Raw genomic sequence first — 24,258 nt, 5'->3', positions numbered from 1 at the left:
GAGAACAACCCTGGCGAACGGCTCGCCAGGGCTGCCCCCCATCGTGGCTTCGCGCCGGCCCGCACGGGGAAATCCGCTGCTTACCGTTGTGTGACGAAGCACCCCGAGCCTTATTGCGAATACCTTGCAATAAGCTTTCCGGGTCGAGTCGTCGATCCGTCTGGGGAAGCCGTGACCACCACCGTCCGCGAGCACCTTCCGTTCCCCGCCGCCGAACTGGTGCGGGCCTGGGTCACCGGTTGGGCGCCCGCCCGCGAGGTGCCGCCGCCGGTCGAGGTGGCGGGCGGCTTCCGGCTACAGGTGGGCCTGCCGGGTCATCGGGTGCGGTACGTACTCTTCGATCTCGATCGGGTGGCCGAACTCGCCCGGACCCGGACCGCTCCCGGGACCTGGATCAAGGTCCTCGCCCCGGTCGAGCGGGTGCGGGCCGAGCTGACGTCCGCGTGGACCGTGGGCGAGCCGGAGTATCCGATGACCGGACCGCTGCGGCGGGCGACGGTGGACGTGCCGAGCGGCTACACGATCGAGATCGAGCCGACGGGCGGGGTGGTCCAGGTCCGGCTGCGGGCCGCCGACGGCGCCGTCGCCGCCCACGGTCGGATCGCGGTGACCGGGGAGACCGCGGTGGCGGACCAAATCGGGACGGATGCGGCGCACCGCCGTCGGGGCCTGGGCAGCGTGGTGATGACCGCCCTCGGCGACGCCGCCGCCGCGCGGGGCGCCCGGACCGGGGTCCTGGTGGCCAGCCCGGACGGGCTGGCGCTGTACCGCACGCTGGGCTGGACGCAACACGGCGTGCTCACCGCGGCCTGGATCCCGGAGCCGGTCCGAGAAGACGACGCGGCTCAGCCCCGACCCGCCAGGTAGGCCCGCTTCACCTGCGCCCAGCGCAGTTCCTGGGCCGACGTCGACCGGCCGCGCAGTTCGGCCAGCTTGAGCAGGTTCGCCTCCGCGTCGCCGGTCAACGTCTGCGCCTCCGCGGCGTAGTGGTCGTCCAACAGCGTCTCGACCTCGGCGTCGTCCAGCACCGGCAGGAGCCGCTCGGCCAGCCTGTTGGTGTCCCGATAGGAGCCCTGGAGGCGGAACGGCGGTTCGGTGCGCGAGGATTCGGACTGTGCCGCCGAGGCGATGTAGGCCCGGTTGACCGCGAGGACCGTCTCGCACACGTGCAGCAGTCGGCGCAACACCGCAACGATGCGCTCCAGTTCGGTCGGATCGTACGGGTGGGCGAGGCGCTCCGGGCGGGCGGCGTCGCCGCGGGCGAGCCGGACCAGCAGTTCCAGGTCGCCGCGCTCGCGACCGACGAGCGGAGCCAGGATCGGGTTCGCGGTCAGCGCGTTCTCGATGTGGCTCAGGGCGAACAGCTCCTCCCGGCCGCCCAGCACGTCGCCGAGGTTCCACACGTCGGCCCGGTTGGCGAGCATGTCCGGGATCCGGAAGCGGGCCCCGGACTCGGTGTACGGGTTGCCCGCCATGCACACCGCGAACCGCTTGCCGCGCAGGTCGTAGCTGCGCGCCTCGCCCGCTCGCACGCCCTCGATCCGGCGTTGCGCGTCACACAACGAGACGAATTTCTGGAGCAGTTCGGGCGATACGTGCTGGATGTCGTCCAGGTGCAGCAGCACGTTGTTGCCCAACTCCAGCGCGAAGCCGATCTTCTCGATCTCGCGCCGCGCGGCGGCGTCCGGTGCGGCGGCCGGGTCCAGGGACGTGGTGCGCGACCCCAGGGCCGGGCCGTCGATCCGGACGAACGCCAGGCCCAGGCGGGCCGCGACGTATTCCAGGAGCGTGGTCTTGCCGTATCCGGGCGGGGACAGCAGCAGCAACAGACCCTGGTTGTCGGTGCGCCGGGCGTCGCCGGCCGCGCCCAGTTGCCTGGCCAGGTTGTCGCCGATCAGTGGCAGATAGACCTCGTCGATCAGCCGGTTGCGCACGAAGGTCGGCAACACCCGGGGGGTGTGCGCGTCCGGCCGCAGTCGCTCGCGCTCGGCGGCGAGCAGGCTCGCCCGGGTGCGCTCGTAGGCCCGATACGCGGGCACCCGGACCTGGCGGAACTCGTCGGTGCGCAGCAGGAATTCGTCCAGCCGCAGGTCCAGCGTGCCGGCGCCGGTCAGGCGCGGGTGGCTGCCGAGCAGACCGGTCACGGTGGTCGCCAGGGGCGCGTCCACGGGGTGTCGGTCCAGCGTCTTGCCGCACACCTCGATCGCGATCGCCTCGGGCAGGTCGACGGGCGGGCCGGCGTCGAGTCGTTCGGCGTAGGCGCCGAGCCACGCGGTGACCAGTTGGTGGCGGGCGGCGAGGTCGTCGCCGAGGGCGCGCAGGTCCTCGGCGAAGTCCTTGGCGGCGGGTGAGCCGTCGCCGCCGAGCGCGGTGCGGAAGTCGGCGAGCAGCGTCCGGGCCGCGGCTCCGGTGACGAAACGTGGTCCGCCGGCCGCGAGTTCCTCGACCAGGTAGCCGCCGACCGCCTCGCCGGCCACGGTCGGCGCGCCGAGCGCGCCGGTCAGGAACTCGACCGCCTGTTCGCCGAGTTCGGCGGCCAGATCGTGCGCGGCCGGCACCGGGCCGAAGGTCTCCCGGGCCCGGGCCAACGATTGGGCCCGGATCGTCCACGGCGCCCGGGCGTCCGGACCGGCGCCGTAGGCCCAGAAGAGCTGGGCCGCGGCCCGCACCTGCGGCGTGAAGCGCAGCAGTCCGGCGCCGGCACGCAACCGCAGTACGGCCGCCAGCAGCGCCGCCGCGTCGTGGTCGTGCACGCCTCGGTCGTAGCCCTCGCCGTGCCGGGGCAGCGCGATCCGGCGCACCTCGGCGAGCAGTTCCTCGGCCGAGGGGGTGGCCGAGGCCGGGAATCGGCTCTCGGCCAGCACCACCGCGGCGAGGTACTCGGCCCGGTAGACCTGCGGCGACTCCGAGCCCAACGGCTGGTCCCGAAAGGCCCGGTGCGCGGCCGGCAGCGGCTCGCGCAGCGGCGCGCGGTAGTCGGTGCCGGTGATCGCGAAGGCCAGGCCGTCCCCGTCCGGGAGCAGGGTCAACTCCATCGGCCGCCCGTGCACCGCGAACCGATGCCGGCCCAGCCGTACGGTTCCCGCCGCGTCGTAGAGTTCGGCCCGGTCGCGCAGGGCCCGGGCGGCCTCCTGCCGAGCGGCCTTGAGCCGGCCCTCCAACTCGCCGGCCCGCACCGGGTCGCCGAGTCGGTGCAGTTCCGCCGCGGTCGAGCGCACCTTGGCGACCAGCGCGTCGGAGGCGAACCAGGTGTTGATCTCGTCGGTGCTCGCCAGGTCGGCGACCCGGCGAGCGATCGTGGTCAGGATCCGCCGCGCCGAGTCGACCAGTCGGGCGCTGTGTCGGGCGCGCTCGTCCAGCCGGGCCTGCTTGCGGGCGGAGAACGCGTCGTGGACGCGCTCGCGTTCGTGGTCGATCCGGGCCTGGTGCTCGTCGAGATCGCCGAATCGGGCCTCCAGGTTCTCGATCCGGGCGAGCAGCCTGCCGAGTTGTTCGTCGCACTCCTCGGGATCGACGGCGGCGGACAGCGCGCCGACCACGGTCTGTTCCAGGAGGGTGATCTCGGCGGCGAATTCGGCGCGTTGTTCGGCCGCGACCAGCTCGCGCCGGCGGGTCGAGAGGGTGGCGCGGGCCCGGTTGACCCCGCCGAGCACCTCGCCGATCCGGGTCAGGATCGTGGTGCGTACGGTGGCGTCGGTGCCCTCCAGCGTGCCGACCACCTCGGTGACGATGCGCAGGCCCTCGGCCTGTTCGTCGATCCGCTCGGTCAGCGCGGCCGATCCGGCGACGGTGTCCGACTCGGCGGCTTCGGCGGCCAGGCGGTCCACGGTCAGGTGGGTGTCGGCGAACGCGTCGGCGGTGGCGAGGAAGGCGACCGCACGCCGGCCGGCCTCGGCCAGTTCCTCGACCACGCTCGCGTCGAGGCCGTCCAGGGCCGCGGTGTCCACGTAGCGGATCTCCCGCAGGGTGGCCAACCGGCCCTGGGCCCGCCGCAGCTCGGTGAGCTGTCGGACGCACGCCGCGGCGCTGTCCGGGTGTTCGCCGCGCACCCGCCGGGTCAGCGTGACGGTGTTCGCGGCGGCCTCCTCGACCGCCTCGGCGGCGATCCGGCGCAGGTCCAGGACCCGGCGGAACTCCTCGACCACATCGGCCGCGGTGCCCCGGACGGCGGCCAACGGTTCGTCGAGTCGCTCGAGTTCGGGATCGGCGAGCCAGTGGTGGGTGTCCTCGACCCGGGCCGCGGCCGCGGCGATCGCGGCGAAGACCGCCGTGGTGGGCGCCATCTCCTCGGCCATCGCGGCGATCGAGAGGCAGTCGGCGATGCCGCGCACCAGTTCGGGGTTGCCGATCCGGGCCAGCGGGCCGGTCCCGGCGGGCCGCGCCGCCGCGTACGCGTCCGAGGTGTACGGCGTGCGCCACACCTGGATCGGGTGCACCCGGCCGGGTTCCTCGCCCGCCGCGCGCAGCACCGCCATCGTGCCGTCCGCGAAGAACGCCCGGCCGTGTCCGACGATCGGCGCCGCGGCCTCCTCGCGGATCACGTTGTAGGAGAGCAGCACGGTGCGACCCTGGGCGCGGGCCCGGAACACGTAGAGCACGTCCTCGCCGTTGGGCGAGCGCACCGTCGACTCGAACTCCAGGCCGACGGTGTCGATGTCGAACGTGCGCGCGGTGCCGGTGCTCAGGTAGTAGCCGCCGGGGAAGACGATGCCCTGCTCGTCGGGAAGTCGCCGACAGGCCGCCCCGATGCCGTCCAGGCGCAGCACCTCGCCGGTGCGGGTGTTGTGCACCAGATGCCGCCACGCGTCCTCGTGGTACGGGCGCACCCGGACCAGCAACAGCGGCCCGACCCGGGCGTGTTCGACGTCCGCGTCGGCCAGCGACTGGAGCGGATCCTCGACCGGTTCGGCGTAGACGCCCTCGGCGGTCGCGGTGTCGTCCACCACCTTGACGGTGAGCCGGCCGTCGAGGGTGGACACGTACAACGTCTGTGCGATCGCGATGTGCGGATGCCGGCCCGGCACGTGGTCGGCGCGGGTGCTCGCGGTCCAGGCGAAGTCGTGTGCCGGCGGGAGGGCGTACTCGCGCTCGCCCTGCGCGTCCAGATAGGTCGGGCTGCCGTCCGGGCCGAGCCGCCAGCGCAACACCCGGATGTCGGTGAGCCGTTCGCCGACCCGAAAGACCGCGAGCAGGTGCGTGCCGGTGTCGCGCAGGTGCAGCAGTTCGGTGTCGCGGAAGTAGCGGAAGAGTTCGGTGAAGTCCTGCCGGAAGCGGGCGTCGTCGAGCAGACCGGGCACCGCGTCCGCCGGCGCCGGGGCGAAGCCCTCGGGCGTGCGCCGGTGCAGCGCGAACACGTCGTCGGGGCAGACCGGTTCGCCCGGCACGCCGCCGCCCCGGAGGCCGACCAGGAGCAGCCCGCCGACCTGGACGACGTCCCGGGCCCAGGCGGGGCGTTGCGTGTGCACCCGGTGGGTGTCGGCCAGGTCGAGCGTGCCGCCGCCGTAGGTGTGCACCCGGCGCTCGTTCAGCGCCCCGGCCCGCGCGCCCAGGTCGCGGGCCGCGCTCAGCAACCGGTCGCGCAGGACCTCGTAAGTCCCGGACTCGGCCTCGGACTTGGAACCGCCCCGGGCCGGGGCTGGGCTTCTCACGTTCGGGTCAACTCCCTTGTCGTACGGGCGGTTCGGGACGCCGGTGACTACTTGCCGGCGCCGTTGAGCTGCGCCGGGATCACCAGGTCGGCGAGTCGGGTGTCGCCGAGGCCGCCGGCCCGCACCGATTCGAGCAGGCCCTTGAGCACGGCGGTCTGCGGGCCGCCGCCGGCGATCAGCGCGCCGAGCGCGCCGGCCAGGGTGAGGTCGCGCACGCCGCTCGCGCCCAGGCCGCCGACCATCGCACCGAGGTCGGCGGCGAAGGTGGAGCCGTTCGGGTCCAGCCAGGCGCCGGCCATCGTGCGTACCGTGTCGGAGCGGTCCACGAACGCGTCCACACTCTTCCCGGCGGCCATCGCCCCCATGATGCGGTCGAAGAACATGCTGTCGCCGCCGACGATGTCGATCTTGGCGTTCTCCAGGCCGGTCGCCAGCACCGTGGCCTGGGCCTCGGCGATCTGCCGGTTCACCTCCAGGCCGGCCAGCCGAATCTCCTTCTCCGCCTCCAACCGCAGCCGGTATTCCTCGTGCTCGCGGCTGGACTCGTCCAGCGCGGCCATCGCGGCGGCCTTCTCGGTCAGGCCCTCGGCCTCGCCCTTGAGCCGCTCGCGCAGGCCCTCGGCGCTCGCGAGCGCCTTCTGCCGGGTCACCTCCGCCTCGGCGTGGCCCAGCTTGGCCACCGCCTCGGCCATCCGCTCCTGCACCTCGGCCTCGGCCAGGCCGACCGCCGCCGCCTCGGCCCGCTTGCCCTCGGCGCCGCGGATCGCCGCCTGGGTGTCCAGCTCGGCGGCCTTGCGCCGGGCCTCGGCCAGGGTGAGCTGCTCGGCCGCCCGGTGTCCGGCCGCCTGCTCGGCGGCCTCGGCCGCCTTGATGTCCTTGACCAGTCGCTCCTGCGCCTGGGCCTCGGCCTGGATGATCAACGCCTGGCGCTCGCGCTCGGCCTCCTCGACCAGCCGGAGCTTCTTGATCTCCTCCTCCTGCGCGGCGACGGTGCGCTCGACCGCGATCCGCTCCCGGATCACCTCGGCGATCTCGCGCTTCTCCCCCTCGACCTCCTTGTCGCCGGCGATCCGACGCAGTTGGGTCTCCCGCTCCCGGGCGATCACCTCCAGGAGCCGGTCCTTCTCGATCCGCTCGTTCTCCACCGCGATCACCCGCTCGCGGTTCTTCTGCGCGACGGCCACCTCACGCTCGCGGTTCTCGTTCTGGATCCCGAGCGCCTCCTCCGTCTTCATGTGGGCGCTCTGCGCGCGCAGCCGCTCCTCGGCCTGCACCCGGGCGGTCTCGGCCTCCTCGCGGGCCCGGCTGATCTCGATCTCCCGGCGCTGCTTGATCTCCGCGTCGGCCTGCCGGCGCTCCAGTTCGAGCACGGTCTCCCGGGCCTCGACGTTCTGCCGGGTCATCTCCTTCTCCTCGGTGCGCTGGTACTCGTTGGTGCGCACGTGTTCGATCGCGGTCAGCTCGGTGATCTTGCGAATGCCCTGGGCGTCCAGGATGTTCGCACCGTCGAGCTGGCTCATCGGGGTCTGTTCGAGGAAATCGATCGCGGCGTCGTCGAGGTGGTAGCCGTTGAGGTCGGTGCCGATCACCGCGAGGATGCGGTCCCGGAACTCCTCGCGCTTGGTGTACAGGTCGACGAAGTCGAGTTGCTTGCCGACCGTCTTGAGCGCCTCGGCGAACTTGGCGGCGAAGAAGTCCTGGATCGCGGCCCGATCGCTGGCCCGGTCCGCGCCGATCGCCTGGGCGACCTTGATCACGTCCTCGACGGTCTTGTTGACCCGGACGAAGAAGTAGATGTGGATGTCGGCACGGATGTTGTCCCGACAGATCAGGCCCTCGCGGCCGGTCCGGCGGATCTCGATGGTCTTCACCGAGATGTCCATGGTCTCGGCCCGGTGCAGCACGGGCAGCACCACGGCACCGGTGAAGGTGACGTCGACCGTGTCCGCCTTGGAGATGATCAGGGCCTGGCCCTGCGACACCTTGCGGTACAGCCGGGCCACGGCGAGCAGCACGACGAACAGGACGAGCAGGACGACGGCGACGAGCACACCGATGCCCACGGTGATGGCATCCATCAGTGAAATCCCTTGGTCGAACGGGACGTTGGTTGGCAGGAAGGCGGTTTCGGCGCAGGCGATCCCGCGGCCGCGACGCACGGCGCCGCGAGCGGGGTGGGGACGAGCACGAGGGGCGGGCGCGGCCCGACCCGATCAGCGCACCGTGCGATCCGGGTCCAGCGCACTGTCGAAGCGGGTGACCCGGAAGAACTCGCCCGCCACGTCGTAGTCGAAGATCAACGCGGTGCTGCCGGAGACCAGCCCGCTCTCGTCGGTGCGCACCTGGAGGATCGCGGTCGAGCCGTCCTCGGCGCGGACCTCGGCCTGGCCGAAGTCGGGGCCCACCCGGCCGGTCCGGACCCGACAGGTACGGCCGACGAAGTCGGCGCGGACAGAGGGCCGTTCGGCCGGCAGGAAGCGCCGGCCCAGGGCTCGCACCAGGCGTGCGGCGAGCAGGCCGAGACCGAGCGCCGCGGGGAGCGCCGCGGCGCGCAGCCACCATCGGTCGGTCAGCGCGGTGCCGACCAGACAGACGAACCAGGTCACCACGATCGCGAACGAAAGGGTCACGGTGATCGGCACGCCGGCGGTGTCGCGAGGGTCGTGGTCCCCATGACCCGGATGACCACCGTGAGCATCATGGCCCCCGTGGGCCCAGGGCCCCCCATGATGTGCACCCCCATGGTCCCCGTGGCCGCCATGACCCACGACGACACCGCCGAGCAGCACCAGCAGCCAGTAGGCCGCCACCACGACGAGCGCGAAGCTGAACAGGACGGCGGGAAACGCCAGTGCCGCCCGCACGAAATCCCCCACCGTTCCACCCCCTCGGCTCGCTGTGCGCCGACATCGTGGCACCGGCCGCCCGGCCGGCGCATTGCCGGAAGCCGGCAGTGTTGACACCTGTTTGGCGTCCGGTACCGGGCCCGAGGGAAAGCGCGATTAAAGCGGGGTACCGGGCCAGCCCAAGAGCCGGGCACCCAGGGCGGCCGTCTCCAGGGTGTAGCGCTGGAGCGCGTCGCCCGGGTCGTATCCGGTCAGCGTGCGAATGCGCTCCAGCCGGTAGGACAGCGTGCGTACGCTGATCCGCAACCGGCGGGCGGCCTCGGCATTGACGTAACCGGCCGCCGCACACGCGGTGATCGTCTCCAGCAGCGGGCCCGCGCCGCCGCGCGCGTGCACGAGCGGACCCAGCGCGGTGCGGACCAGGTCCGCCATCGCCGCCCGGTCGCGCATCAGCACCGGGAAGACCAGCAGATCGCCCGCGTCCAGCACGGTGCCGGGCAACTCCAGCCGCACGGCCAGGTCGAGCGCGCCCAACGCCTCCTCGTAGGACAACACCACGCCGCTCGCCCCGGCGTGCGGTCGGCCCGTCGCGACCCGGTGTGCGCCCTCGTGGCCGGCGTCGGTCCGGGTCGCGTGCTTGGCGAACGCCGTCAGTACCGACTGCTCGTTCGCCGCCGCGATGCACACGAGCCGGCCGTCCTTGGTGGTCAACAACACGTCGCGCTCGCCGAACCGACCGATCAACTCGCGCTCGACCCGGCGGGTCAGCGGATGCACCTCGTCGTAGTCGCTCGGGCCCACGGCCACCGCGACCGTGTGCGCCCGGGCCAGGCGCAGCCCGAACCGCTCGGCGCGCTCGGCCAATCGTCCCGGGTCGCTGCGGCCGTAGAGCAGGTCGTCGACGAACTCGCGGCGCGCGGCCTCCTCCTGGCGCACCGCGAGCCGCCGCGCGTGCTCGTGCCCCGCGCCCAGGGCGGCGATCGCCGCATCGAGCGCGGCCAGCACCGCGTCCCCGCTCCGAGCCGCGTCGCTCACACTCGCCGCGCGCCCGATGCCCGGCAGGGTGGCCCACGCACGCCGCGTCTCGCGCAGGTACAGCCCGACCAGGGGACGCCAGTCGTGCCCGGCCTCCGCCGCCCGCTCACCCGACTCCGCCAACGCCTGCAACTCCGCCCGCCGCAACAGCCGCCCGGTCTCGGAGACCTCCCCGAGCACCTCCGGCCAGCCGTCCGCGAACTCGACCGACATCTCGTCGTCGCTCTCCACGTCCGGTCCCCCCGAAGCCCCACCCCGTTGCCGAATTCCCGACACCGCGACGCTACCAACATTGCCGATTCCCGGCAGCGACCGGGCGCGCGGCGCAACATCCGGCCCTCGTCCGACGCGACGCCGGGAGCGCCGGCAGAATCGAGGGTTGTGACGATCTCGGTATTGCTGGCGGACGACCAGGAGATGGTGCGGCGAGGGATGCGGCGCATTCTGGAGCGGCAGCCCGACATCGAGGTGGTCGGCGAGGCCGGCGACGGTGTGGCCGCCCTGGAGGCGGCACGGCGATTGCGGCCGGACGTGGCGCTGGTGGACATCCGAATGCCCCGGATGGACGGGCTCGAACTGACCCGACTCCTGGCCGGGCCGCACGCCGAGGTACCGGTCAAGGTGGTCGTGGTGACCACGTTCGACCTGGACGAGTACGTCTACCCGGCGTTGCACGACGGCGCGTCCGGCTTCCTGCTCAAGCGGGCCGGCCCGACCCTGCTGGTCGAGGCGATCCGGGCGGCGGTGGTCGGCGACACCCTGATCAGTCCCTCGATCACCGTGCGCCTGCTCGAACACGTCACCCGACCGAGGCCGGCACGCGGCCGGCCCGCGCCGATCGAGGCGCTGACCGAGCGCGAGGTGGAGATCGCCGGCCAGGTCGCGGAGGGCAAGACCAACGCCGACATCGCGAGCGAGCTGTTCATCTCGCCCGGCACGGTCAAGACACACGTGGCCGCCATCGGACGCAAACTGGGCGTGCGCAACCGGGTCGGCATCGCGATGCACGCCTGGGAGATGGGCTACGCCCCGGCCGGGCCGCGATGACCCCCGTTCGGCAACGTCGCCGGATCGGCTGGGCCGTCGCGGCCGTGGCCCTGGTCCTGCTGCCGCTTTTGCTCGCCCCGCCCGTGGGGATCCTCGCCGCGCTGCCGGCCGCACTCGCCGTCGGTGTCGCGCTGCCCCGCTGGCCGATCGGGCGGGTGACCCTGGCGGGCGCCGCGTGGGTGGTCGTGGCGACCTCGTTGCTGCTCGACCTCTGCTATCCGGGCCCGCATCAACTCGCGGGCTTTTGGCTGCCGTTCGAATTCGTCGGCCTGTGGCTGACGGTCGAGCGGGTGGTCCGCAGGCTGCCGGCCCGCACCGCCGCACGGCTGGGTTCGGCCCTCGGCCTGGCCGTCGCGGTGCTTCCGCTGCGCTTCACGTTGCGCGCCCCGGAGGCGACCTGGGAGGCGTCGGTGGCGATGTGCGCGGTGGCGCTGCTGCCCGCGGCGGCCACCGCGGGCGTCGGCCTCTACCTGCGCTCGCTCGACGACCGCCGCACCCGCGCGGTCGCCCTCGCCCGCCGGCTCCAGCGCCTGGAAGTGGCCCGCGACCTGCACGACTTCGTCGCCCACGAGGTCACCGGCATCGTCTTGGAGGCCCAGGCGGGGCAGCTCGACGAGCCGACCGGGCCGGACACCGAGCACACCCACGCGTTGCTCGCCCGGATCGAACAGGCCGGACTGCGCGCGCTGGACTCGATGGACCGCACGGTACGGACCCTGCGCGAGAGCGCGGGGGAGGGCGACGCGACTCAGTTGCCCGAGCCGCCGACCCGGGTGTACGGAATCGCCGATCTCCCGCTCCTGGTCGAGCGCTTCACCGGCTCGGGCCGGGTGCGCGCCGAACTCGACCTGGCCCCGGACCTGGCCGCCGTACCGCCCGGACCACTGGACGAGGCGGCCTACTTCGTCGTCCTGGAGGCACTCACCAACGTGCGCCGGCACGCCCCGGACACGGCCGGCGTCACGGTCGCGGTCGGCCCCGCCCGCGGCCCAGGGGTCGAGATATCGGTGACCGACCTCGGCGGCGGCGCCCGTCCCGCATCGACCGAACGGGACGGCGGCGGAACCGGGTTGGCCGCCCTCCGAACCCGCCTGGAAGCACTGGGCGGCACCTTGTCGGCCGGTCCCCACCAGGGCGGCTGGCGCGTGGTCGGGCTGCTGCCGAACCCGCGATAGCACCGGCGCACGAGCGCCCCGACCCCACCGGATATCTGCCGAACGGCAGATGTCCCCGCTCTCGCGAACGCCCAGGCTGGTCCGGTGCCGCCACATCACGCGGCGCGGCGTCGGGCGACCCGTCCCGGCGCGTCATCGCGGAGGGTCGACCGACATGCTCGAACTGATCGACGTCACCAAGGAATACCCCGGCGGCAAACGCGCCGTCGCCGGCGTCACACTGCGCCTGGAACCGGGCCTGCTCGGGCTGTTGGGTCCCAACGGCGCGGGCAAGTCCTCGCTGATGCGCATCATCGCCACGGTGACCCGGCCCACCTCCGGGCGCATCCGCTTCGACGACGTCGACGTGCTCGCCGACCCGGACGCGTTGCGCCGTTCGCTGGGCTACCTCCCGCAGGACTTCGGGGTCTATCCGAACCTGGGCGCCCGCGAGTTCCTGGGCTACCTCGCCGCCGCGAAGGGCCTGAGCGCGCGCTCCGCCCGGGCCCGGATCGAGGAGCTGCTCGAAGCGGTCAACCTCGCCGACGTCGGCAAACGCCCGCTGGGCAAATTCTCCGGGGGCATGCTGCGCCGAGTGGGCATCGCCCAGGCGCTGCTGGCCGACCCGCGCGTGCTGGTCGTGGACGAGCCGACCGCCGGCCTGGACCCCGAGGAGCGGGTCCGCTTCCGCCACCTGCTGGCCGAACTCGCGGTGGACCGGGTGGTGCTGTTGTCCACGCACATCGTCTCGGACGTCGAGTCGGTCGCCTCCGACATCGCGGTGCTCGCCGCCGGAACCCTGCTCCGTCGCGCGAGCCCGGAGCAGTTGCTGCACGAAGTACGCGACGTGGTCTGGGAGATGACGGTGCCTCAGGACCAGGTGTCGGCCGCCCGGGGCCGCTGGGTGGTGAGCCGGATGGTGCGCACCGCGGCGGGCGTACGGCTGCGCGTACTCGCGCCGCGGCAACCAGCCGATTCCGCCGTCCCGGTCGTGCCCGACCTGGAGGACGCCTACCTCGCGATCGTCTCCGGCCTGCTCGCCGACAGCGCCCAGGCGGTGCGGCCGTGACCGCGGGCATCGTGGTGCGCCTGGCCGGTGCCGACTTCCGCGATCGGGTCCGCCGTCCGGCCTACCTGGTCACCCTGGCCGCGGCGGTCGCGCTCGCCTATGTGGCCATCCCCGGCCCCGACGCGCACTGGACCGTGATGAACATCGGCGACTACCGGGGCCGGTACGACAGCGCGTACGTGGGCACGGCCACCGCGCTGGCGGGCGCGCTGTGGTTGACCCTGGGCGGCTTCCACGTGGTGCGCGACGCGATCGGCCGGGACGAGCGCACCCGGGTCGGCCGGTTGCTGGCGGCGACACCACTGCGTACGTGGGCCTACCTCGCGGCCAAGTTCCTCGGCAACGTGCTGGTGCTCGCCTCGATGGTGGGCGTGCTCGCGCTGACCGCGGCCGGCATGCAGTTGCTGCGTGGTGAGGATCGGCGGATCGAACCGGTCGCGCTGCTCCTGCCGTTCGCCACCATCACGCTGCCGATGGTGGTGGTCACGGCCGCGATGGCGCTGCTGTTCGAGACGATTCCCCGGCTGCGTGGCACCCTGGGCACCGCCGTGTGGTTCTTCGTCTCGCTCACCGCGGCACTGGGCGGGCAGTCCGGGTCGGCACCCCTGGGCGGCCTCGGCGTGCATGCCGCGGTCGCCTCGATGCGTGACGAACTCGTCGCGCAGAACGGCGAATTGGCCGGTCAGGAGTTCAGTCTCGGGCTGACCTGGCGGGACGAGCCGCTGCGCACCTTCGACTGGGCCGGCTTCACTCCCGGCGGCGTCTTCCTGCTCCAACGGCTGGCCCTGGTGCTCCTCGCGGTCGCCGTCGCGGTGCTGCCCGCGCTGTGGTTCGCCCGTTTCGACCCGGCCCGGGCCGGCACGCGCGCCGCCGTCGGGGACGAGCCGTCGACCCAGCCGGTTCGCCCGGACACACCGCCCGTGCTGCCGCGCACTCCGGCCCGCGTCGGCTTCACCTTCCCGCGTCTGCTCGCGGGCGAGCTGCGCATCCTGGTCCAGGGCGTGTCCCGACGTTGGTGGGTGGTGGCCGCGTCATTGTCCGCGTTCGGCCTGGTCGCGACCGGGAACGTGGTGACCTCGGCGGTGCTGCCCGCGTTGTGGATCTGGCCGCTCATGGTGTGGTCGCGGCTGGGCACCCAGCGCACCGAACACGACCTGGCCGGCCTGCTCGGCGCCTATCCGACGCCGCGTCGACGGCTGTTCGCCGAGTGGACGGCCGGCCTGCTGCTGACCGTGCTGATCGGACTCGCCCCGGCCGTCCGGATGGTGGTCGCGGGAGACACCCCGGGACTGGCCGCGTGGGCCGCCGGCGCGCTGCTGATCCCGTCCTTCGCCCTGTGCACCGGACTGGCCGGTCGCACCCACCGGCTCTTCCAGGCGCTCTATCTGCCGCTGTGGTGGGGCATCCTGAACAACATCACCGGACTGGACTTCATGGGCGCGATCCGCCGCCAGGGCGAACCGGCCGGACCGCCGTGGTTCGCGGTCGCGGCCGTGGCGGTGGTACTGCTCGCGGTGGCGATGGGGATCGGTGCGGCACGCCGGCCGGACCGCCGCTGAACGCGGGCGGCGAGCGACCGGGCCGGGTCAGCCGACCAGTTCGGAGACGATCGGCGCCAGAGCCCGAAACGCCTTGCCCCGGTGGCTGATCGCGTTCTTCTCGGCGGGGCTGAGCTCGGCCGCGGTCCGGGTGTCGTCGGCGACCCGGAGGATCGGGTCGTAGCCGAAACCGCCGGTGCCACGCGGCTCGCGGGTCAGCGTGCCCTCGAACCGGCCCTCGACCACCCGCTCGGTGCCGTCCGGCAGGGCCAGCGCCGCCGCGCAGGCGAACCACGCGGCGCGGTGCTCGTCGCCGATGTCGGACAACTGCGCGAGCAACAGCCGCAGGTTGGCCGCGTCGTCGCCGTGCGTGCCGGCCCACCGCGCGGAGAAGATGCCGGGCATGCCGTTGAGCGCGGCCACGCACAGGCCGGAGTCGTCGGCGATCGCCGCAAGTCCGGTGGCCTGCGCGATGGCATGCGCCTTGAGCAGGGCGTTGGCCGCGAAGGTGAGGCCCGTCTCGGGCACGTCGGGGACCTCCGGATAGGCGTCCATGCCGACGAGTTCCACATCGAGCCCGGCATCCTTGAGGATCTGCTGAAGCTCGACGACCTTGTTGGCGTTGCGCGTGGCGAGTACGAGACGGCTCATGCGGCCAGCCTAGCCTCGCCGGGTGTGGCCGGATTCCCGGCGGCGGATCGACACCGACCGCCGCCCGGGTCCGCTACTTCACACAGATCGTGGTCAGGTTCTTCGCACCGTTGATCAGCGGCTGCACGTCGCTCGCGCTCAGGTTGCCGCCGTTGGCGAGCCGGGTGCTGAGCTGGGTGATCACGTCGCCGAGGCCGTTCGCGGCGTTCTTCGCGTCGTTCGAGTCCAAGTCCTTGGTCTTGTCGTCCAAGGTCTTCTGCAGGTTGTCGAGCGCCTTGCGGGCGGCGTCCGGGTCGTTCAGCACGTTGCCCAGCGTGGAGATGTCGTTGGTGAGGTTGGTGGCCAGTTCGGCACACGAGATGGCCTGCTGCGCCTGCTCGCACGCGGCGGTGGCGAACAACGCGCCCGCCATGACGGTGGCCGCGATCGTGGTGCGCAGGACCCGGCGGGAACGGTACGTGGCGCGGAACATGGAGCTCCTCGTCAGGGACGGGCTGATCGGCCCGGTCGTGGCTGCTGCTGATCGGGATGACCAGGTGCCCCGACCGTACTCGCGTCCGACCACGCGACGGGCCGTCGGTGGCACACCCGATGCGTGCCGGTTGCGCGTACGTGACACTCGCAACCGGCACGTGACCACCACTTGCGGCGGTATGCCGGGAAAGCGCGCCCGGGGGACGCAGCGCTCTCAGGACTCCAGAGCGAGCTGCTGAAGCACCGTCAGTTCCTCGCAGCCGTGCGTACCGAGGTCGAGCAGGTTGTTCAGCAGCGCGCGGTCGAACGGCTCCTTCTCCGCGGTGCCCTGCACCTCGACGAAGCGTCCGTCGCCGGTGCAGACGATGTTCATGTCGGTCTCGGCGCGGACGTCCTCCTCGTACGGGAGATCGAGCATCGGCACGCCGTCGATGATGCCGACGCTGACCGCCGCCACCGAACCGATCAGCGGGTTGGCGCCCTTGCGGGTGAGCTTGTGCTCGCGCGCCCAGGTCACCGCGTCGGCGAGCGCGACATAGGCGCCGGTGATCGCCGCGGTCCGGGTGCCGCCGTCGGCCTGGAGCACGTCGCAGTCGAGGTGGATCGTGGTCTCGCCGAGCGCCTTGGTGTCGATCACCGCACGCAGCGAACGACCGATCAACCGCGAGATCTCGTGCGTGCGCCCGCCGATCCGGCCCTTGACCGACTCGCGGTCGCCACGCGTGTGGGTGGCGCGCGGCAACATCGAGTACTCGGCGGTGACCCAGCCCTCCCCGCTGCCCTTGCGCCAGCGCGGCACACCTTCGGTGACGCTCGCGGCGACCAGGACACGCGTACGGCCGAACTCGACGAGGACCGAGCCCTCGGCGTGGTCGAGCCACTTGCGCTGGAACGTGACCGGTCGGAGCTGGTCGGGGGTACGGCCGTCTACTCGTGACATGGACCCAGCCTAAGCGGTGCCGCGCACGCTTTCGGACCGGACGCCCGGCGTGCCTCAGACCGTGTGCGTGGCGTCCGGCAGAGCCAGCTCGACGGCGCCGCTGAAGGTCTTGCGGGCATCGTCGAGGTTGCGCCCGCGGCTCGTCCACGGCGGGATATGGGTGAGCAACAGCCTTCCCACGCCTGCCCGTTCGGCATGCTCACCGGCCTGTCGGCCGTTCAGGTGCACATGCGGCAGGTCTTCCCGGCCGTACTCGAAGGACGCCTCGCACAGCAGCAGGTCGGCGCCGCGCGAGATCCGCACCAGGTCGTCGCTGACCCCGGTGTCGCCGGAGTAGACAAGCGATCGGCCGCCGACCTCGATCCGGTAGGCGTACGACTCGACCGGGTGCGGCATGCGGTCCGCGGTGATCCGGAACGGGCCGACCTCGAAGGTGCCGGTGACCACGGTGCGGAAGTCGAACACGTCGGCCATCCGCCCGTTGTCGATCGCACCCTCGACGTCGTAGGCGCGCGCGATCCGCTCGTGCGTGTCGACCGGGCCGTACACCGGCAGCCGGGGCAGTTCCCCGGCCGGACAGTACTTACGGGCCACGAAGTAGCAGGCGAGGTCGAGGCAGTGGTCGGCGTGCAGGTGGCTGAGCAGCACCGCGTCGACCGAGGCGAGCGTGGCGTGCCGTTGCAGGGCGCCCAGGGCGCCGTTGCCGAGATCGATCAGGATCCGGACCCCGTCGGCCTCCAAGAGGTAACACGAGCAGGGGCTGTCCGGCCCGGGGAAGCTGCCGGAGCAGCCGACGACGGTGAGTTTCACGTGAGGGCTCCGAGCGCGTCGACGTGCGCGAGTTCGGGGCCGAGGAACCGGCGACCTACGTCGCGGAACTGGGCGGGATCGCCCGTGGTGAGGAATCGGTGGTCGGGTGCGGGCCGACCGACGTCGCGCATCAGGCCGCCGGCCACGAGTGCGCGATAGACGTCCTTGGCGGTCTCCTCCGCGCTGGAGATGAGCGTGACCTGCTCGCCCATGACGTAGGAGATGACGCCGGTGAGCAACGGGTAGTGCGTACAGCCGAGGATCAACGTGTCCACGCCCTCGGACACCACCGGGTCGAGGTAGCCGCGGGCGACCTTGAGCAGTTCGTCGCCCCCGGTCACACCCCGCTCGACGAACTCGACGAAGCGCGGGCACGCCTGCGTGGTGAGCCGAATGTGCGGCGCTGCGGCGAACGCGTCCTCGTAGGCCATCGAGGTCTTGGTCGCCTGCGTCGAGATCACCCCGACCCGCCCGTTGCGGGTGGCCGCCGCGGCCCGCCGGGTGGCGGGCTTGATCACTTCGACCACCGGAACGGCGTACCGCTCGCGCGCGTCCCGCAACATCGCGGCGGACGCGCTGTTGCACGCTATGACGAGGACCTTGACGCCCTCGTCCACGAGCCGATCCAGGCACTCCAGCGCATAGCGGCGCACCTCCGCTATCGGCCTCGGCCCGTAGGGCTGCCGCGCGGTATCGCCGAGATAGCGGATCGATTCGTTCGGAAGTTGGTCGAGCACGGCCCTGGCCACGGTGAGACCACCGAAGCTGGAGTCGAAGATTCCGATCGGCGCGTCGTTGGATGCGAATGCCACTCCCCGAGAGTACGCAGTAGAGGGGTACGTCCCGGTGCACAACGGGCACGGGGGTGACCGACGTCACGGGACATCGGCCCTTCGGACCGGCAGCGGCTCCGCCGCTCTCCTCGCTGCCGCTCGTCGATCACCGGTCGACGATCAAGTCGTTGGCGCTGACGCGCCGAAGGGGTGGACCGAGTCGACGTCGCGGTCGGGGTGGGCCAGGGAAGCCGCCCGGTGCCAGGGCAACGCCGGGTCGGCCCAACTCGCCCGCTGACGAGCACCCCCGGCGCCATCGCCACCGAGCGCTTCGCCGAGGCCGTCCAGACTCACGGCCTCAAGCCCAAACAGGTCGACGACTCGCAGCGGGATCGGCCGATTCCGCCAGAGCTGCCGCCGGATCCGCCGCCGCAGAAGTAACGACGACCAACCGTGGAAGAGGGGCGCCCGTGAGCGTCGGCAAGCGGGAAAAGGCCCGGGCCGGCGAGGAGTTGCTTCGCCTGGTCGAGGCGCGTGTCGGGTCCCTGGGGCCATGGCGGGATGCCCTTCGAGCCGTGCCCAGGCATCGCTTCCTGCCGGATGTGGTCTGGGTGCGGCGGGCCGGTGGGCGCGCGCCGGTGCGGGTTGATCGGCGGATGGCTCCCGAGGCGTGGTTCGAACTCGCCTATCAGGACGTGTCGGTGATCGTGCAGGTCAACGACGGCGCCGAGGGCGACGCCGATGGCGGCCCCGACTGGCCGTCCTCGGCCGCGTCGCAACCGAGCGTGGTGGCAAGGATGTGCTCGACCTCGACGTCCACGACGGGCAGCGGATCCTGGAGGTGGGTACCGGGTCGGGGTGGAACGCCGCGCTGCTCGCGCATCGGGTCGGCGCCGATCGTGTCGTCACCGTCGAGGTCGACGCCGCCCTCGCCACCCGGGCCCGCCGGCGACCGGCCGCGCTCGGACCGGCCGCCCCCGAGGTGGTCACCGCCGACGGCGCGGCGGCAGGGCCGACCGGTGACGCCTACGACCGGTTGCTCTGTACGTGTGCCGTCGAACGGGTGCCGATGTCGTGGCTCGCCCGCACCCGACCCGGCGGCCGGATCGTCACGCCCTGGGCCACGTCCTGGACCGCAGCCGGTTCGGCGATCCTGACGACACGTCAAGACGGCTCCGCCACAGGTCGCTTCGCCCCGGGCGGCGCCTTCATGCGGATGCGCGCCCATCGCGCCGACCGGATCGACGACCTGGACACCGTCGTCCGCCCCGAGCACGTTCCGGACCTCGGCCGCACCGCGGTCTCTCCGTGGGAGGTGACCGGCGACGCCGACTTCGCGATCGGCGTCGCCGTACCCGGCGTGTGGCACCTCTGGGAGCCACAACCCCCCGCCGATTCCGCACCCACCCGGTTCTGGGCGGCCGACGAAGCAGGCACCTCACGGGCCTGCGTCGACTACGACGGAACGCGGCTCACCCACCTCGCCGTACGGCAGTTCGGCCCGCGCCGACTGTGGGACGAGATATCGGCCGCGCATGCCTGGTGGGCTTCGGCGGGCCGCCCCGGCCTCGACCGGTTCCGGCTCACCGTCGACGCCGACGGCACCCAGTCCGTCCGGCACGACTCGCCCACCGGCGTCTCCTGGCCCGTCCCCGGAACCGCCCCGGGGATTCACCGCTTCCCGAAGTGCTCCACCAACCGGGAGTAGCTGTCGTCGCCGTGCCCACGCTCGACCGCACCGGCCACCAACGCCCTTGTGTACTCCGGGAATTCGACGTCGATCCCACGCGCCCTGCTCTCCCCGACCAGGTCCGCCAACGACGGCAGGTGGTGCTTGAGCGCGCCGAAGTCGGCCGCGTACTCGCCTCGGTCGACCTCGGCCGCGATCGACGGCAGGATCGAAAACAACGCCGACACCGAGGGGCCGGCCTGCTCCAGGAAATGTCCCACCTCGATGCCCTCGGCGGACAACAACGCCGCCGCGTGCAGAAAACCGTTGAGTGTGCCCCACATCGTGCCGTGCACGGCCATCCCGTACAGGCCCGGAACCCCCGCGTCCTCGCCGAGCAAGCTCCCCCGCCCGCCGATGAGCGCCAGCTCCGCGCCATACCGGGCGAAGACCTCCCCGGACCCGCCGTAGAACACCACCGCGTCCGGATCCCCGACGGCCGGCGCGATCGTCATGATCTGCCCGTGCAGATAGACCGCACCCCGCCCCGCCGCCCACTCCGCCATCGCCCTGGCCTCCCCCGACGTCCCGTCGGTCAGATTGACCACCGCGCGACCCACGAGCGCGTCCCCGGCCGCCGCCAAAATCTCCCGAGCCGCGTCGTTGCCCTTCACGTTGACGATCACCAGCGACCCCGCCGCGACCGCCTCCCGAACATCGCCCGCCGACCGCGCCCCCAGCGCGACCAAAGCCTCGTCCCGCCCCGGCGTCCGGTTCCACACCGTGGTCGATCGGCCCCCGGCGACGAACGCACCCGCCAACGCCGAGCCCATCTCCCCCAACCCGAGCACGGTCACCGCCGTACGCGCATCGCTGCCATCGGAGGCAAAGGTGGTGGTGGTCATGATCGCGGCCCCTCCCGAGATGCCGCGACCGGCACCCACGCCGGCCCCGGCGACGTAGTCGAACAGGAGCCAACACGCTAGGAATTCAACCGCACTTGAGGTCAAGGCCCACACCGCGAAAGCACCACGAACACACCGCGAACAGGCCACGAGCACACCCCGACCCACCCCGACTACGGCACCAACAGCACCCGCCCCGACTGCCCCCGCCCCTCCAGCACCCGATGCGCCTCGACCGCCTCGGTCAGCGGCAGCCGCGCATGCACCGCGACCCGCAACCGACCCGAGGCCAGGTGGTCGGCCACCTCGGCCGTCTCCCGCCGCGCCGCCGCCGGATTCGCCGCCTGCCAGGCGAGCAGCGAGAACCCGGCCACCGACCGCAACGCGAACAGGTCCGTGACCGGAATCGCCGGCAACTCGCCACTCGCCGCGCCGTACACCGCGATCCGACCGAACGGAGCCAACAGGTCGAAGCTCTGCCGCAGAATCGCGCCGCCCACCGAGTCGAGCACGACATCGACCCCACCCGGCGCCACCTCGCGCACCCGCGCCGGCCAATCGAGGTCGGCGTAATCGACGACGAAGTCGGCGCCGTACTCCTCGACAAAGGCGAACTTGTCCGCCGACCCGACCGTGGCGACGACCGTACCGGCCCCCAACAGCCCGGCCAGTTGCACCACCACATGCCCGATCCCGCCGGCTGCGGCATGCACCAACATCGTCTCGCCGGCCGCGACCCGCCCGGTACGCAACGCCCGCAGCGCAACCGGCCCCGCCATCGGCAACGCGCTCGCCGCACCGGCGTCGAGCCCCTCGGGCACCTCGACGAGCCACTCGGCGTCCGCGACCACGAAGTCGGCGAACGCGTCCTCCGCCAGGCCGGCGACCCGGCGGCCGACCTGCCACCGCGTCACATCCGGGCCGACGCCCTCGATCACACCCACCACGTCCCCCGTGAGCACACCCGGCAACGGCCTCTGGAACAACGGCCCCGCGGCCGGCCCGAGCCGAAACCTGGTGTCCACGAAGTTGGCACCGATCACCTCGACCCGGACGAGCACCTGCCCCGGCCCGGGTTCGGGGCGGTCGACCTCCTCCACGGTCAGTACCTCCGGGCCGCCGTACTCGTGATAGCGGACTCGTCGCATCCGATCCTCCTGGGCACTGGGATCATGGGTGAACCCGACCCACGCCAAACTGGACCATCGGTCAACTTAATCCGAACGTACTGGACCGCCAGTCCAGTTGTCCATCGACCCCGGCAACTCCCACCGACCCCTTCGACCCCACGCCGACCCCACGGCAACCCACCCCGACCGACGAGGAACGCGATGACGCAAGACCGCCCCGAACGCGCCGACGCGGCCCGCAATCGGCGCGCGATCCTGCTGGCCACCGAGGAACTCCTGGCCCGATACCGCCCCGAGCAGATCTCGATGGAGCAGGTCGCCACAGCGGCGGGCGTCGGCAAGGGCACGGTGTTCCACCGCTTCGGCAGCCGGATGGGCCTGATGCACGCGCTGATGGCGGAGCGCGCACTCGCCCTGACCGAGGCCGTCTCCACCGGGCCGCCGCCGCTGGGCCCGGGCGCACCGGCGGCCGAACGACTGGTCGCCTTCCTCGACGCCGTCGTCGACGTGATCGCCCGCAACAAGGGGCTGTTGGCCGCGCTCGGCCACGCCGACACGACCGTCGCCGCCAAGTCGGACGAGGACCCGCGCACCGCGCACCCGGTGTACGGCTTCTGGCACGGACACATCGCCGACCTGCTCGCCGCCGAGCGCCCGGACCTGGACGCCGAGTTGCAGGCACACATCCTGCTGGCCGGCCTACAGAGCCGGTCGACCCTGCTCCTGCTCGAACAGGGCGAAGCCGAACGCCTCGCCGCCGCCCTCCGCGTCCTGGCCCGCGCCCTGCTGCACGCCCCGACACAAGGCGGCTGACAACCGGGCGCGGCGCCTTCCGAGGCCGAAAAGCCGATCGCCCCCGGTGCCGAAAAGGCACTCGGGGGCGACGAAAACCCGGCAATCAGCGCGGGAGGGAACCCACTCGAAACTCGGACCCGAAGGCCGACGCACACAAAACCGACCCAGGCCCCGAAAGCCGGCCGAAGCCGGCGAAGGCCGACTCGACCAAGCCCGCGCTCAACCCCCGACGCCGACCCACGCAAACCTCACGCCCACAACTGACCCTGCAACCCCTCGACCGCGGCCTCGGTGCTCTCGGCCGTGTAGATCCCGGTGGACAGGTACTTCCACCCCGCGTCCGCGATCACGAACGCGATGTCCGCGTCCTCGCCCGCCTTGATCGCCTTCCGCGCGATCCCGAGCGCCGCGTGCAGCACCGCGCCGGTCGAGATGCCCGCGAAGATGCCTTCCTTCTCCAGCAGTTCCCGGGTACGCCGAACCGCGTCGGCGGAACCCACCGAGTAGCGCGTGGTCAACACCTCGGCGTCGTACAACTCCGGCACGAAGCCCTCGTCGAGGTTGCGCAGGCCGTACACCACGTCGTCGTAGCGCGGCTCGGCCGCGACGATCGTCACGCCCGGAACCTTCTCCCGCAGGTAACGACCGACACCCATCAACGTGCCGGTGGTGCCCAGCCCGGCCACGAAGTGGGTGATCGTCGGCAGATCCTCCAGCAACTCGGGCCCGGTCGTGGCGTAGTGCGCGTCCGGATTGGCCGGATTGCCGTACTGATACAACATCACCCAGTCGGGATTCTCGGCCGCGAGCTCCTTGGCCACCCGTACCGCCGTGTTGGAGCCGCCCGCCGCCGGCGACCCGATGATCCGGGCGCCCCACATGCGCAACAACTCGCGGCGTTCCTCGGAGGTGTTCTCCGGCATCACGCAGACGATCCGGTAACCCTTGAGCTTGGCCGCCATCGCCAGCGCGATGCCGGTGTTGCCCGAGGTCGGCTCCAGGATCGTGCAGCCGGGGGTGAGCAGCCCGTCCCGCTCGGCCGCCTCGATCATGTGCAGCGCCGGACGGTCCTTGATCGAACCGGTCGGGTTGCGGTCCTCCAGCTTGGCCCACACCCGCACGGTCGGCGACGGCGACAGACTCGGCAGGCCGACCAACGGGGTGCGGCCCACCGAGTCGAGCAACGATTCGTAGCGCATCAGATCGAGCCGCCGGCGACCGCCGGAAGAATGGTGACCGTGTCGCCGTCGCCCAGCTTGGTGGTGAGCCCGCCGGTGAACCGCACGTCCTCGTCGTTGAGGTAGACGTTGACGAAGCGGCGCAGTTCGCCGTTCTCCTCCACCAGGCGAGCACGCACACCCGGGTGCCGGGCCTCCAGGTCGACCAGCAGGTCGGCGAGCGTGGCGCCGGACCCGGGTACGGCCTTGGCGCCGTCGGTGTAGGTGCGGAGGATGGTCGGGATGCGGACCTCGATGGCCATGGATGCGCTCCTCTGGTGTTGACTCGAACGGAGAGAACGCAGTCCGGACGCGGGCCGCACCCCAAACGCTCCGACGGGGCCGATGGAGACCGCGGGGCGGGGGTCGTTCGCATGCGCCGGTGCTGCGGGACTTGCCTGCTGCCTGGGGTGCCTGGTGAGCCGATCCGGGAAGCGGATCAGCCCACGCGCGCAGCGCGACAGAGGGCGCTGGAGAGTCGGCACAGATCGACGTGCAGGCGTGCGACGAGAAACGCGCCCGGGGCACCGCCCGGCACCGCTTCCGTCGTATTCACG

Annotated in this window: 23 protein-coding genes; 8 read left to right on the top strand and 15 right to left on the bottom strand. The window is 72.3% G+C overall.

Annotation, left to right across the window (positions count from 1 at the left end; translation table 11 throughout):
• Window positions 1-171: 171 nt before the first annotated feature.
• Window positions 172-867 (top strand): GNAT family N-acetyltransferase, encoded by a 696-nt coding sequence (locus tag ACFXMF_RS10485; RefSeq protein WP_360307420.1) that lies wholly within the window; start codon window positions 172-174, stop codon window positions 865-867.
• Here ACFXMF_RS10485 and ACFXMF_RS10480 read toward each other — a convergent pair.
• The 4 genes from ACFXMF_RS10480 to ACFXMF_RS10465 form a co-directional block, all read right to left on the bottom strand.
• On the bottom strand, window positions 846-5,648 hold the full coding sequence (locus ACFXMF_RS10480) for a DNA repair ATPase (RefSeq protein WP_379987616.1): 4,803 nt from the start codon (window positions 5,646-5,648) through the stop codon (window positions 846-848). The two genes, ACFXMF_RS10485 and ACFXMF_RS10480, sit on opposite strands and share 22 nt — an antisense overlap.
• 47 nt (window positions 5,649-5,695) lie before the next feature.
• Entirely contained in the window at window positions 5,696-7,726 is a 2,031-nt protein-coding gene (locus tag ACFXMF_RS10475) for a flotillin family protein (RefSeq protein ID WP_379987614.1), read from the bottom strand.
• Between the two features lie 135 nt (window positions 7,727-7,861).
• The gene (locus ACFXMF_RS10470; RefSeq protein WP_360307411.1) at window positions 7,862-8,524 is read right to left on the bottom strand and encodes a hypothetical protein; all 663 of its coding nucleotides are present in this window, start codon (window positions 8,522-8,524) and stop codon (window positions 7,862-7,864) included.
• A 126-nt stretch (window positions 8,525-8,650) separates the two neighbouring features.
• On the bottom strand, window positions 8,651-9,742 hold the full coding sequence (locus ACFXMF_RS10465; protein WP_379987656.1) for a PucR family transcriptional regulator: 1,092 nt from the start codon (window positions 9,740-9,742) through the stop codon (window positions 8,651-8,653).
• A gap of 168 nt (window positions 9,743-9,910) precedes the next feature.
• Between ACFXMF_RS10465 and ACFXMF_RS10460 the strand changes: the two genes are divergently transcribed.
• The 4 genes from ACFXMF_RS10460 to ACFXMF_RS10445 all read left to right on the top strand — a co-directional run bounded on the left by ACFXMF_RS10460 (window position 9,911) and on the right by ACFXMF_RS10445 (window position 14,358).
• The gene (locus ACFXMF_RS10460) at window positions 9,911-10,576 is read left to right on the top strand and encodes a response regulator (protein ID WP_379987612.1); all 666 of its coding nucleotides are present in this window, start codon (window positions 9,911-9,913) and stop codon (window positions 10,574-10,576) included.
• Window positions 10,573-11,751: a sensor histidine kinase gene (locus ACFXMF_RS10455; RefSeq protein ID WP_379987610.1), complete on the top strand. Its 1,179-nt coding sequence runs from the start codon at window positions 10,573-10,575 to the stop codon at window positions 11,749-11,751. Before ACFXMF_RS10460 ends, ACFXMF_RS10455 begins: the two co-directional genes overlap by 4 nt.
• Window positions 11,752-11,905: 154 nt before the next feature.
• Complete coding sequence (locus ACFXMF_RS10450; protein WP_360307402.1) at window positions 11,906-12,799, top strand: ATP-binding cassette domain-containing protein; 894 nt, start codon at window positions 11,906-11,908, stop codon at window positions 12,797-12,799.
• Window positions 12,796-14,358: an ABC transporter permease gene (locus tag ACFXMF_RS10445; protein WP_379987607.1), complete on the top strand. Its 1,563-nt coding sequence runs from the start codon at window positions 12,796-12,798 to the stop codon at window positions 14,356-14,358. The genes ACFXMF_RS10450 and ACFXMF_RS10445 overlap by 4 nt, the downstream gene beginning before the upstream one ends.
• A gap of 27 nt (window positions 14,359-14,385) precedes the next feature.
• On the opposite strand, the gene rdgB is transcribed toward ACFXMF_RS10445, so the two are convergent.
• The 5 genes from rdgB to murI form a co-directional block, all read right to left on the bottom strand.
• On the bottom strand, window positions 14,386-14,988 hold the full coding sequence (rdgB, locus tag ACFXMF_RS10440) for an RdgB/HAM1 family non-canonical purine NTP pyrophosphatase (protein ID WP_360307396.1): 603 nt from the start codon (window positions 14,986-14,988) through the stop codon (window positions 14,386-14,388).
• Between the two features lie 73 nt (window positions 14,989-15,061).
• Complete coding sequence (locus ACFXMF_RS10435; RefSeq protein WP_360307393.1) at window positions 15,062-15,460, bottom strand: hypothetical protein; 399 nt, start codon at window positions 15,458-15,460, stop codon at window positions 15,062-15,064.
• A gap of 216 nt (window positions 15,461-15,676) precedes the next feature.
• On the bottom strand, window positions 15,677-16,402 hold the full coding sequence (rph, locus tag ACFXMF_RS10430) for a ribonuclease PH (RefSeq protein ID WP_360307390.1): 726 nt from the start codon (window positions 16,400-16,402) through the stop codon (window positions 15,677-15,679).
• A gap of 54 nt (window positions 16,403-16,456) precedes the next feature.
• Window positions 16,457-17,212, bottom strand: a complete 756-nt coding sequence (locus ACFXMF_RS10425; RefSeq protein WP_360307387.1) for an MBL fold metallo-hydrolase — start codon at window positions 17,210-17,212, stop codon at window positions 16,457-16,459.
• Window positions 17,209-18,024, bottom strand: a complete 816-nt coding sequence (gene murI, locus ACFXMF_RS10420) for a glutamate racemase (RefSeq protein WP_360307384.1) — start codon at window positions 18,022-18,024, stop codon at window positions 17,209-17,211. Before murI ends, ACFXMF_RS10425 begins: the two co-directional genes overlap by 4 nt.
• A 219-nt stretch (window positions 18,025-18,243) precedes the next feature.
• Between murI and ACFXMF_RS10415 the strand changes: the two genes are divergently transcribed.
• Window positions 18,244-18,426 (top strand): hypothetical protein, encoded by a 183-nt coding sequence (locus ACFXMF_RS10415; RefSeq protein ID WP_360307381.1) that lies wholly within the window; start codon window positions 18,244-18,246, stop codon window positions 18,424-18,426.
• Between the two features lie 247 nt (window positions 18,427-18,673).
• Here the strand turns inward: ACFXMF_RS10415 and ACFXMF_RS10410 are convergent, their stop codons facing one another.
• Window positions 18,674-18,805: a hypothetical protein gene (locus ACFXMF_RS10410; protein ID WP_360307378.1), complete on the bottom strand. Its 132-nt coding sequence runs from the start codon at window positions 18,803-18,805 to the stop codon at window positions 18,674-18,676.
• Here ACFXMF_RS10410 and ACFXMF_RS10405 point away from each other — a divergent pair.
• Window positions 18,785-19,693 carry a methyltransferase domain-containing protein gene (locus ACFXMF_RS10405; RefSeq protein ID WP_379987603.1) on the top strand — a complete coding sequence of 303 codons (909 nt, stop codon included), beginning with the start codon at window positions 18,785-18,787 and terminating at the stop codon, window positions 19,691-19,693. The genes ACFXMF_RS10410 and ACFXMF_RS10405 overlap by 21 nt on opposite strands.
• Here the strand turns inward: ACFXMF_RS10405 and ACFXMF_RS10400 are convergent.
• Both ACFXMF_RS10400 and ACFXMF_RS10395 read right to left on the bottom strand, forming a co-directional pair.
• Window positions 19,657-20,559 (bottom strand): NAD(P)-dependent oxidoreductase, encoded by a 903-nt coding sequence (locus ACFXMF_RS10400; RefSeq protein WP_379987601.1) that lies wholly within the window; start codon window positions 20,557-20,559, stop codon window positions 19,657-19,659. The genes ACFXMF_RS10405 and ACFXMF_RS10400 overlap by 37 nt on opposite strands.
• Before the next feature lie 173 nt (window positions 20,560-20,732).
• Entirely contained in the window at window positions 20,733-21,707 is a 975-nt protein-coding gene (locus tag ACFXMF_RS10395) for a zinc-binding alcohol dehydrogenase family protein (protein WP_379987599.1), read from the bottom strand.
• A 183-nt stretch (window positions 21,708-21,890) separates the two neighbouring features.
• On the opposite strand from ACFXMF_RS10395, the gene ACFXMF_RS10390 reads away from it, so the two are divergent.
• A complete protein-coding gene (locus ACFXMF_RS10390; RefSeq protein WP_360307366.1) occupies window positions 21,891-22,502 on the top strand; it encodes a TetR/AcrR family transcriptional regulator in 612 nt (203 codons plus the stop codon).
• A 230-nt stretch (window positions 22,503-22,732) separates the two neighbouring features.
• On the opposite strand, the gene ACFXMF_RS10385 is transcribed toward ACFXMF_RS10390, so the two are convergent.
• The 3 genes from ACFXMF_RS10385 to ACFXMF_RS10375 form a co-directional block, all read right to left on the bottom strand.
• A complete protein-coding gene (locus ACFXMF_RS10385; RefSeq protein ID WP_379987597.1) occupies window positions 22,733-23,683 on the bottom strand; it encodes a PLP-dependent cysteine synthase family protein in 951 nt (316 codons plus the stop codon).
• Entirely contained in the window at window positions 23,683-23,964 is a 282-nt protein-coding gene (locus ACFXMF_RS10380; RefSeq protein ID WP_360307360.1) for a MoaD family protein, read from the bottom strand. The genes ACFXMF_RS10385 and ACFXMF_RS10380 overlap by 1 nt, the downstream gene beginning before the upstream one ends.
• 176 nt (window positions 23,965-24,140) lie before the next feature.
• Window positions 24,141-24,239: a putative leader peptide gene (locus tag ACFXMF_RS10375; protein ID WP_360307782.1), complete on the bottom strand. Its 99-nt coding sequence runs from the start codon at window positions 24,237-24,239 to the stop codon at window positions 24,141-24,143.
• Window positions 24,240-24,258: the final 19 nt, after the last annotated feature.

The organism is Embleya sp. NPDC059213, assembly GCF_042754445.1.
Classification (GTDB): domain Bacteria; phylum Actinomycetota; class Actinomycetes; order Streptomycetales; family Streptomycetaceae; genus Embleya.
The sequence above is the reverse complement of the archived record's forward strand: the minus strand, read 5'-3'. Positions and strand labels throughout refer to the sequence as shown.

What these genes read in the sequence shown, in the direction of transcription:
- ACFXMF_RS10390 (WP_360307366.1), top strand. Translation starts at nt 21,891, where the DNA reads ATGACGCAAGACCGCCCCGAACGCGCCGACGCGGCCCGCAATCGGCGC.
- ACFXMF_RS10380 (WP_360307360.1), bottom strand. Translation starts at nt 23,964, where the DNA reads ATGGCCATCGAGGTCCGCATCCCGACCATCCTCCGCACCTACACCGAC.
- ACFXMF_RS10385 (WP_379987597.1), bottom strand. Translation starts at nt 23,683, where the DNA reads ATGCGCTACGAATCGTTGCTCGACTCGGTGGGCCGCACCCCGTTGGTC.
- ACFXMF_RS10465 (WP_379987656.1), bottom strand. Translation starts at nt 9,742, where the DNA reads ATGTCGGTCGAGTTCGCGGACGGCTGGCCGGAGGTGCTCGGGGAGGTC.
- ACFXMF_RS10435 (WP_360307393.1), bottom strand. Translation starts at nt 15,460, where the DNA reads ATGTTCCGCGCCACGTACCGTTCCCGCCGGGTCCTGCGCACCACGATC.
- ACFXMF_RS10395 (WP_379987599.1), bottom strand. Translation starts at nt 21,707, where the DNA reads ATGCGACGAGTCCGCTATCACGAGTACGGCGGCCCGGAGGTACTGACC.
- ACFXMF_RS10450 (WP_360307402.1), top strand. Translation starts at nt 11,906, where the DNA reads ATGCTCGAACTGATCGACGTCACCAAGGAATACCCCGGCGGCAAACGC.
- rdgB (WP_360307396.1), bottom strand. Translation starts at nt 14,988, where the DNA reads ATGAGCCGTCTCGTACTCGCCACGCGCAACGCCAACAAGGTCGTCGAG.
- ACFXMF_RS10400 (WP_379987601.1), bottom strand. Translation starts at nt 20,559, where the DNA reads ATGACCACCACCACCTTTGCCTCCGATGGCAGCGATGCGCGTACGGCG.
- rph (WP_360307390.1), bottom strand. Translation starts at nt 16,402, where the DNA reads ATGTCACGAGTAGACGGCCGTACCCCCGACCAGCTCCGACCGGTCACG.
- ACFXMF_RS10475 (WP_379987614.1), bottom strand. Translation starts at nt 7,726, where the DNA reads ATGGATGCCATCACCGTGGGCATCGGTGTGCTCGTCGCCGTCGTCCTG.
- ACFXMF_RS10455 (WP_379987610.1), top strand. Translation starts at nt 10,573, where the DNA reads ATGACCCCCGTTCGGCAACGTCGCCGGATCGGCTGGGCCGTCGCGGCC.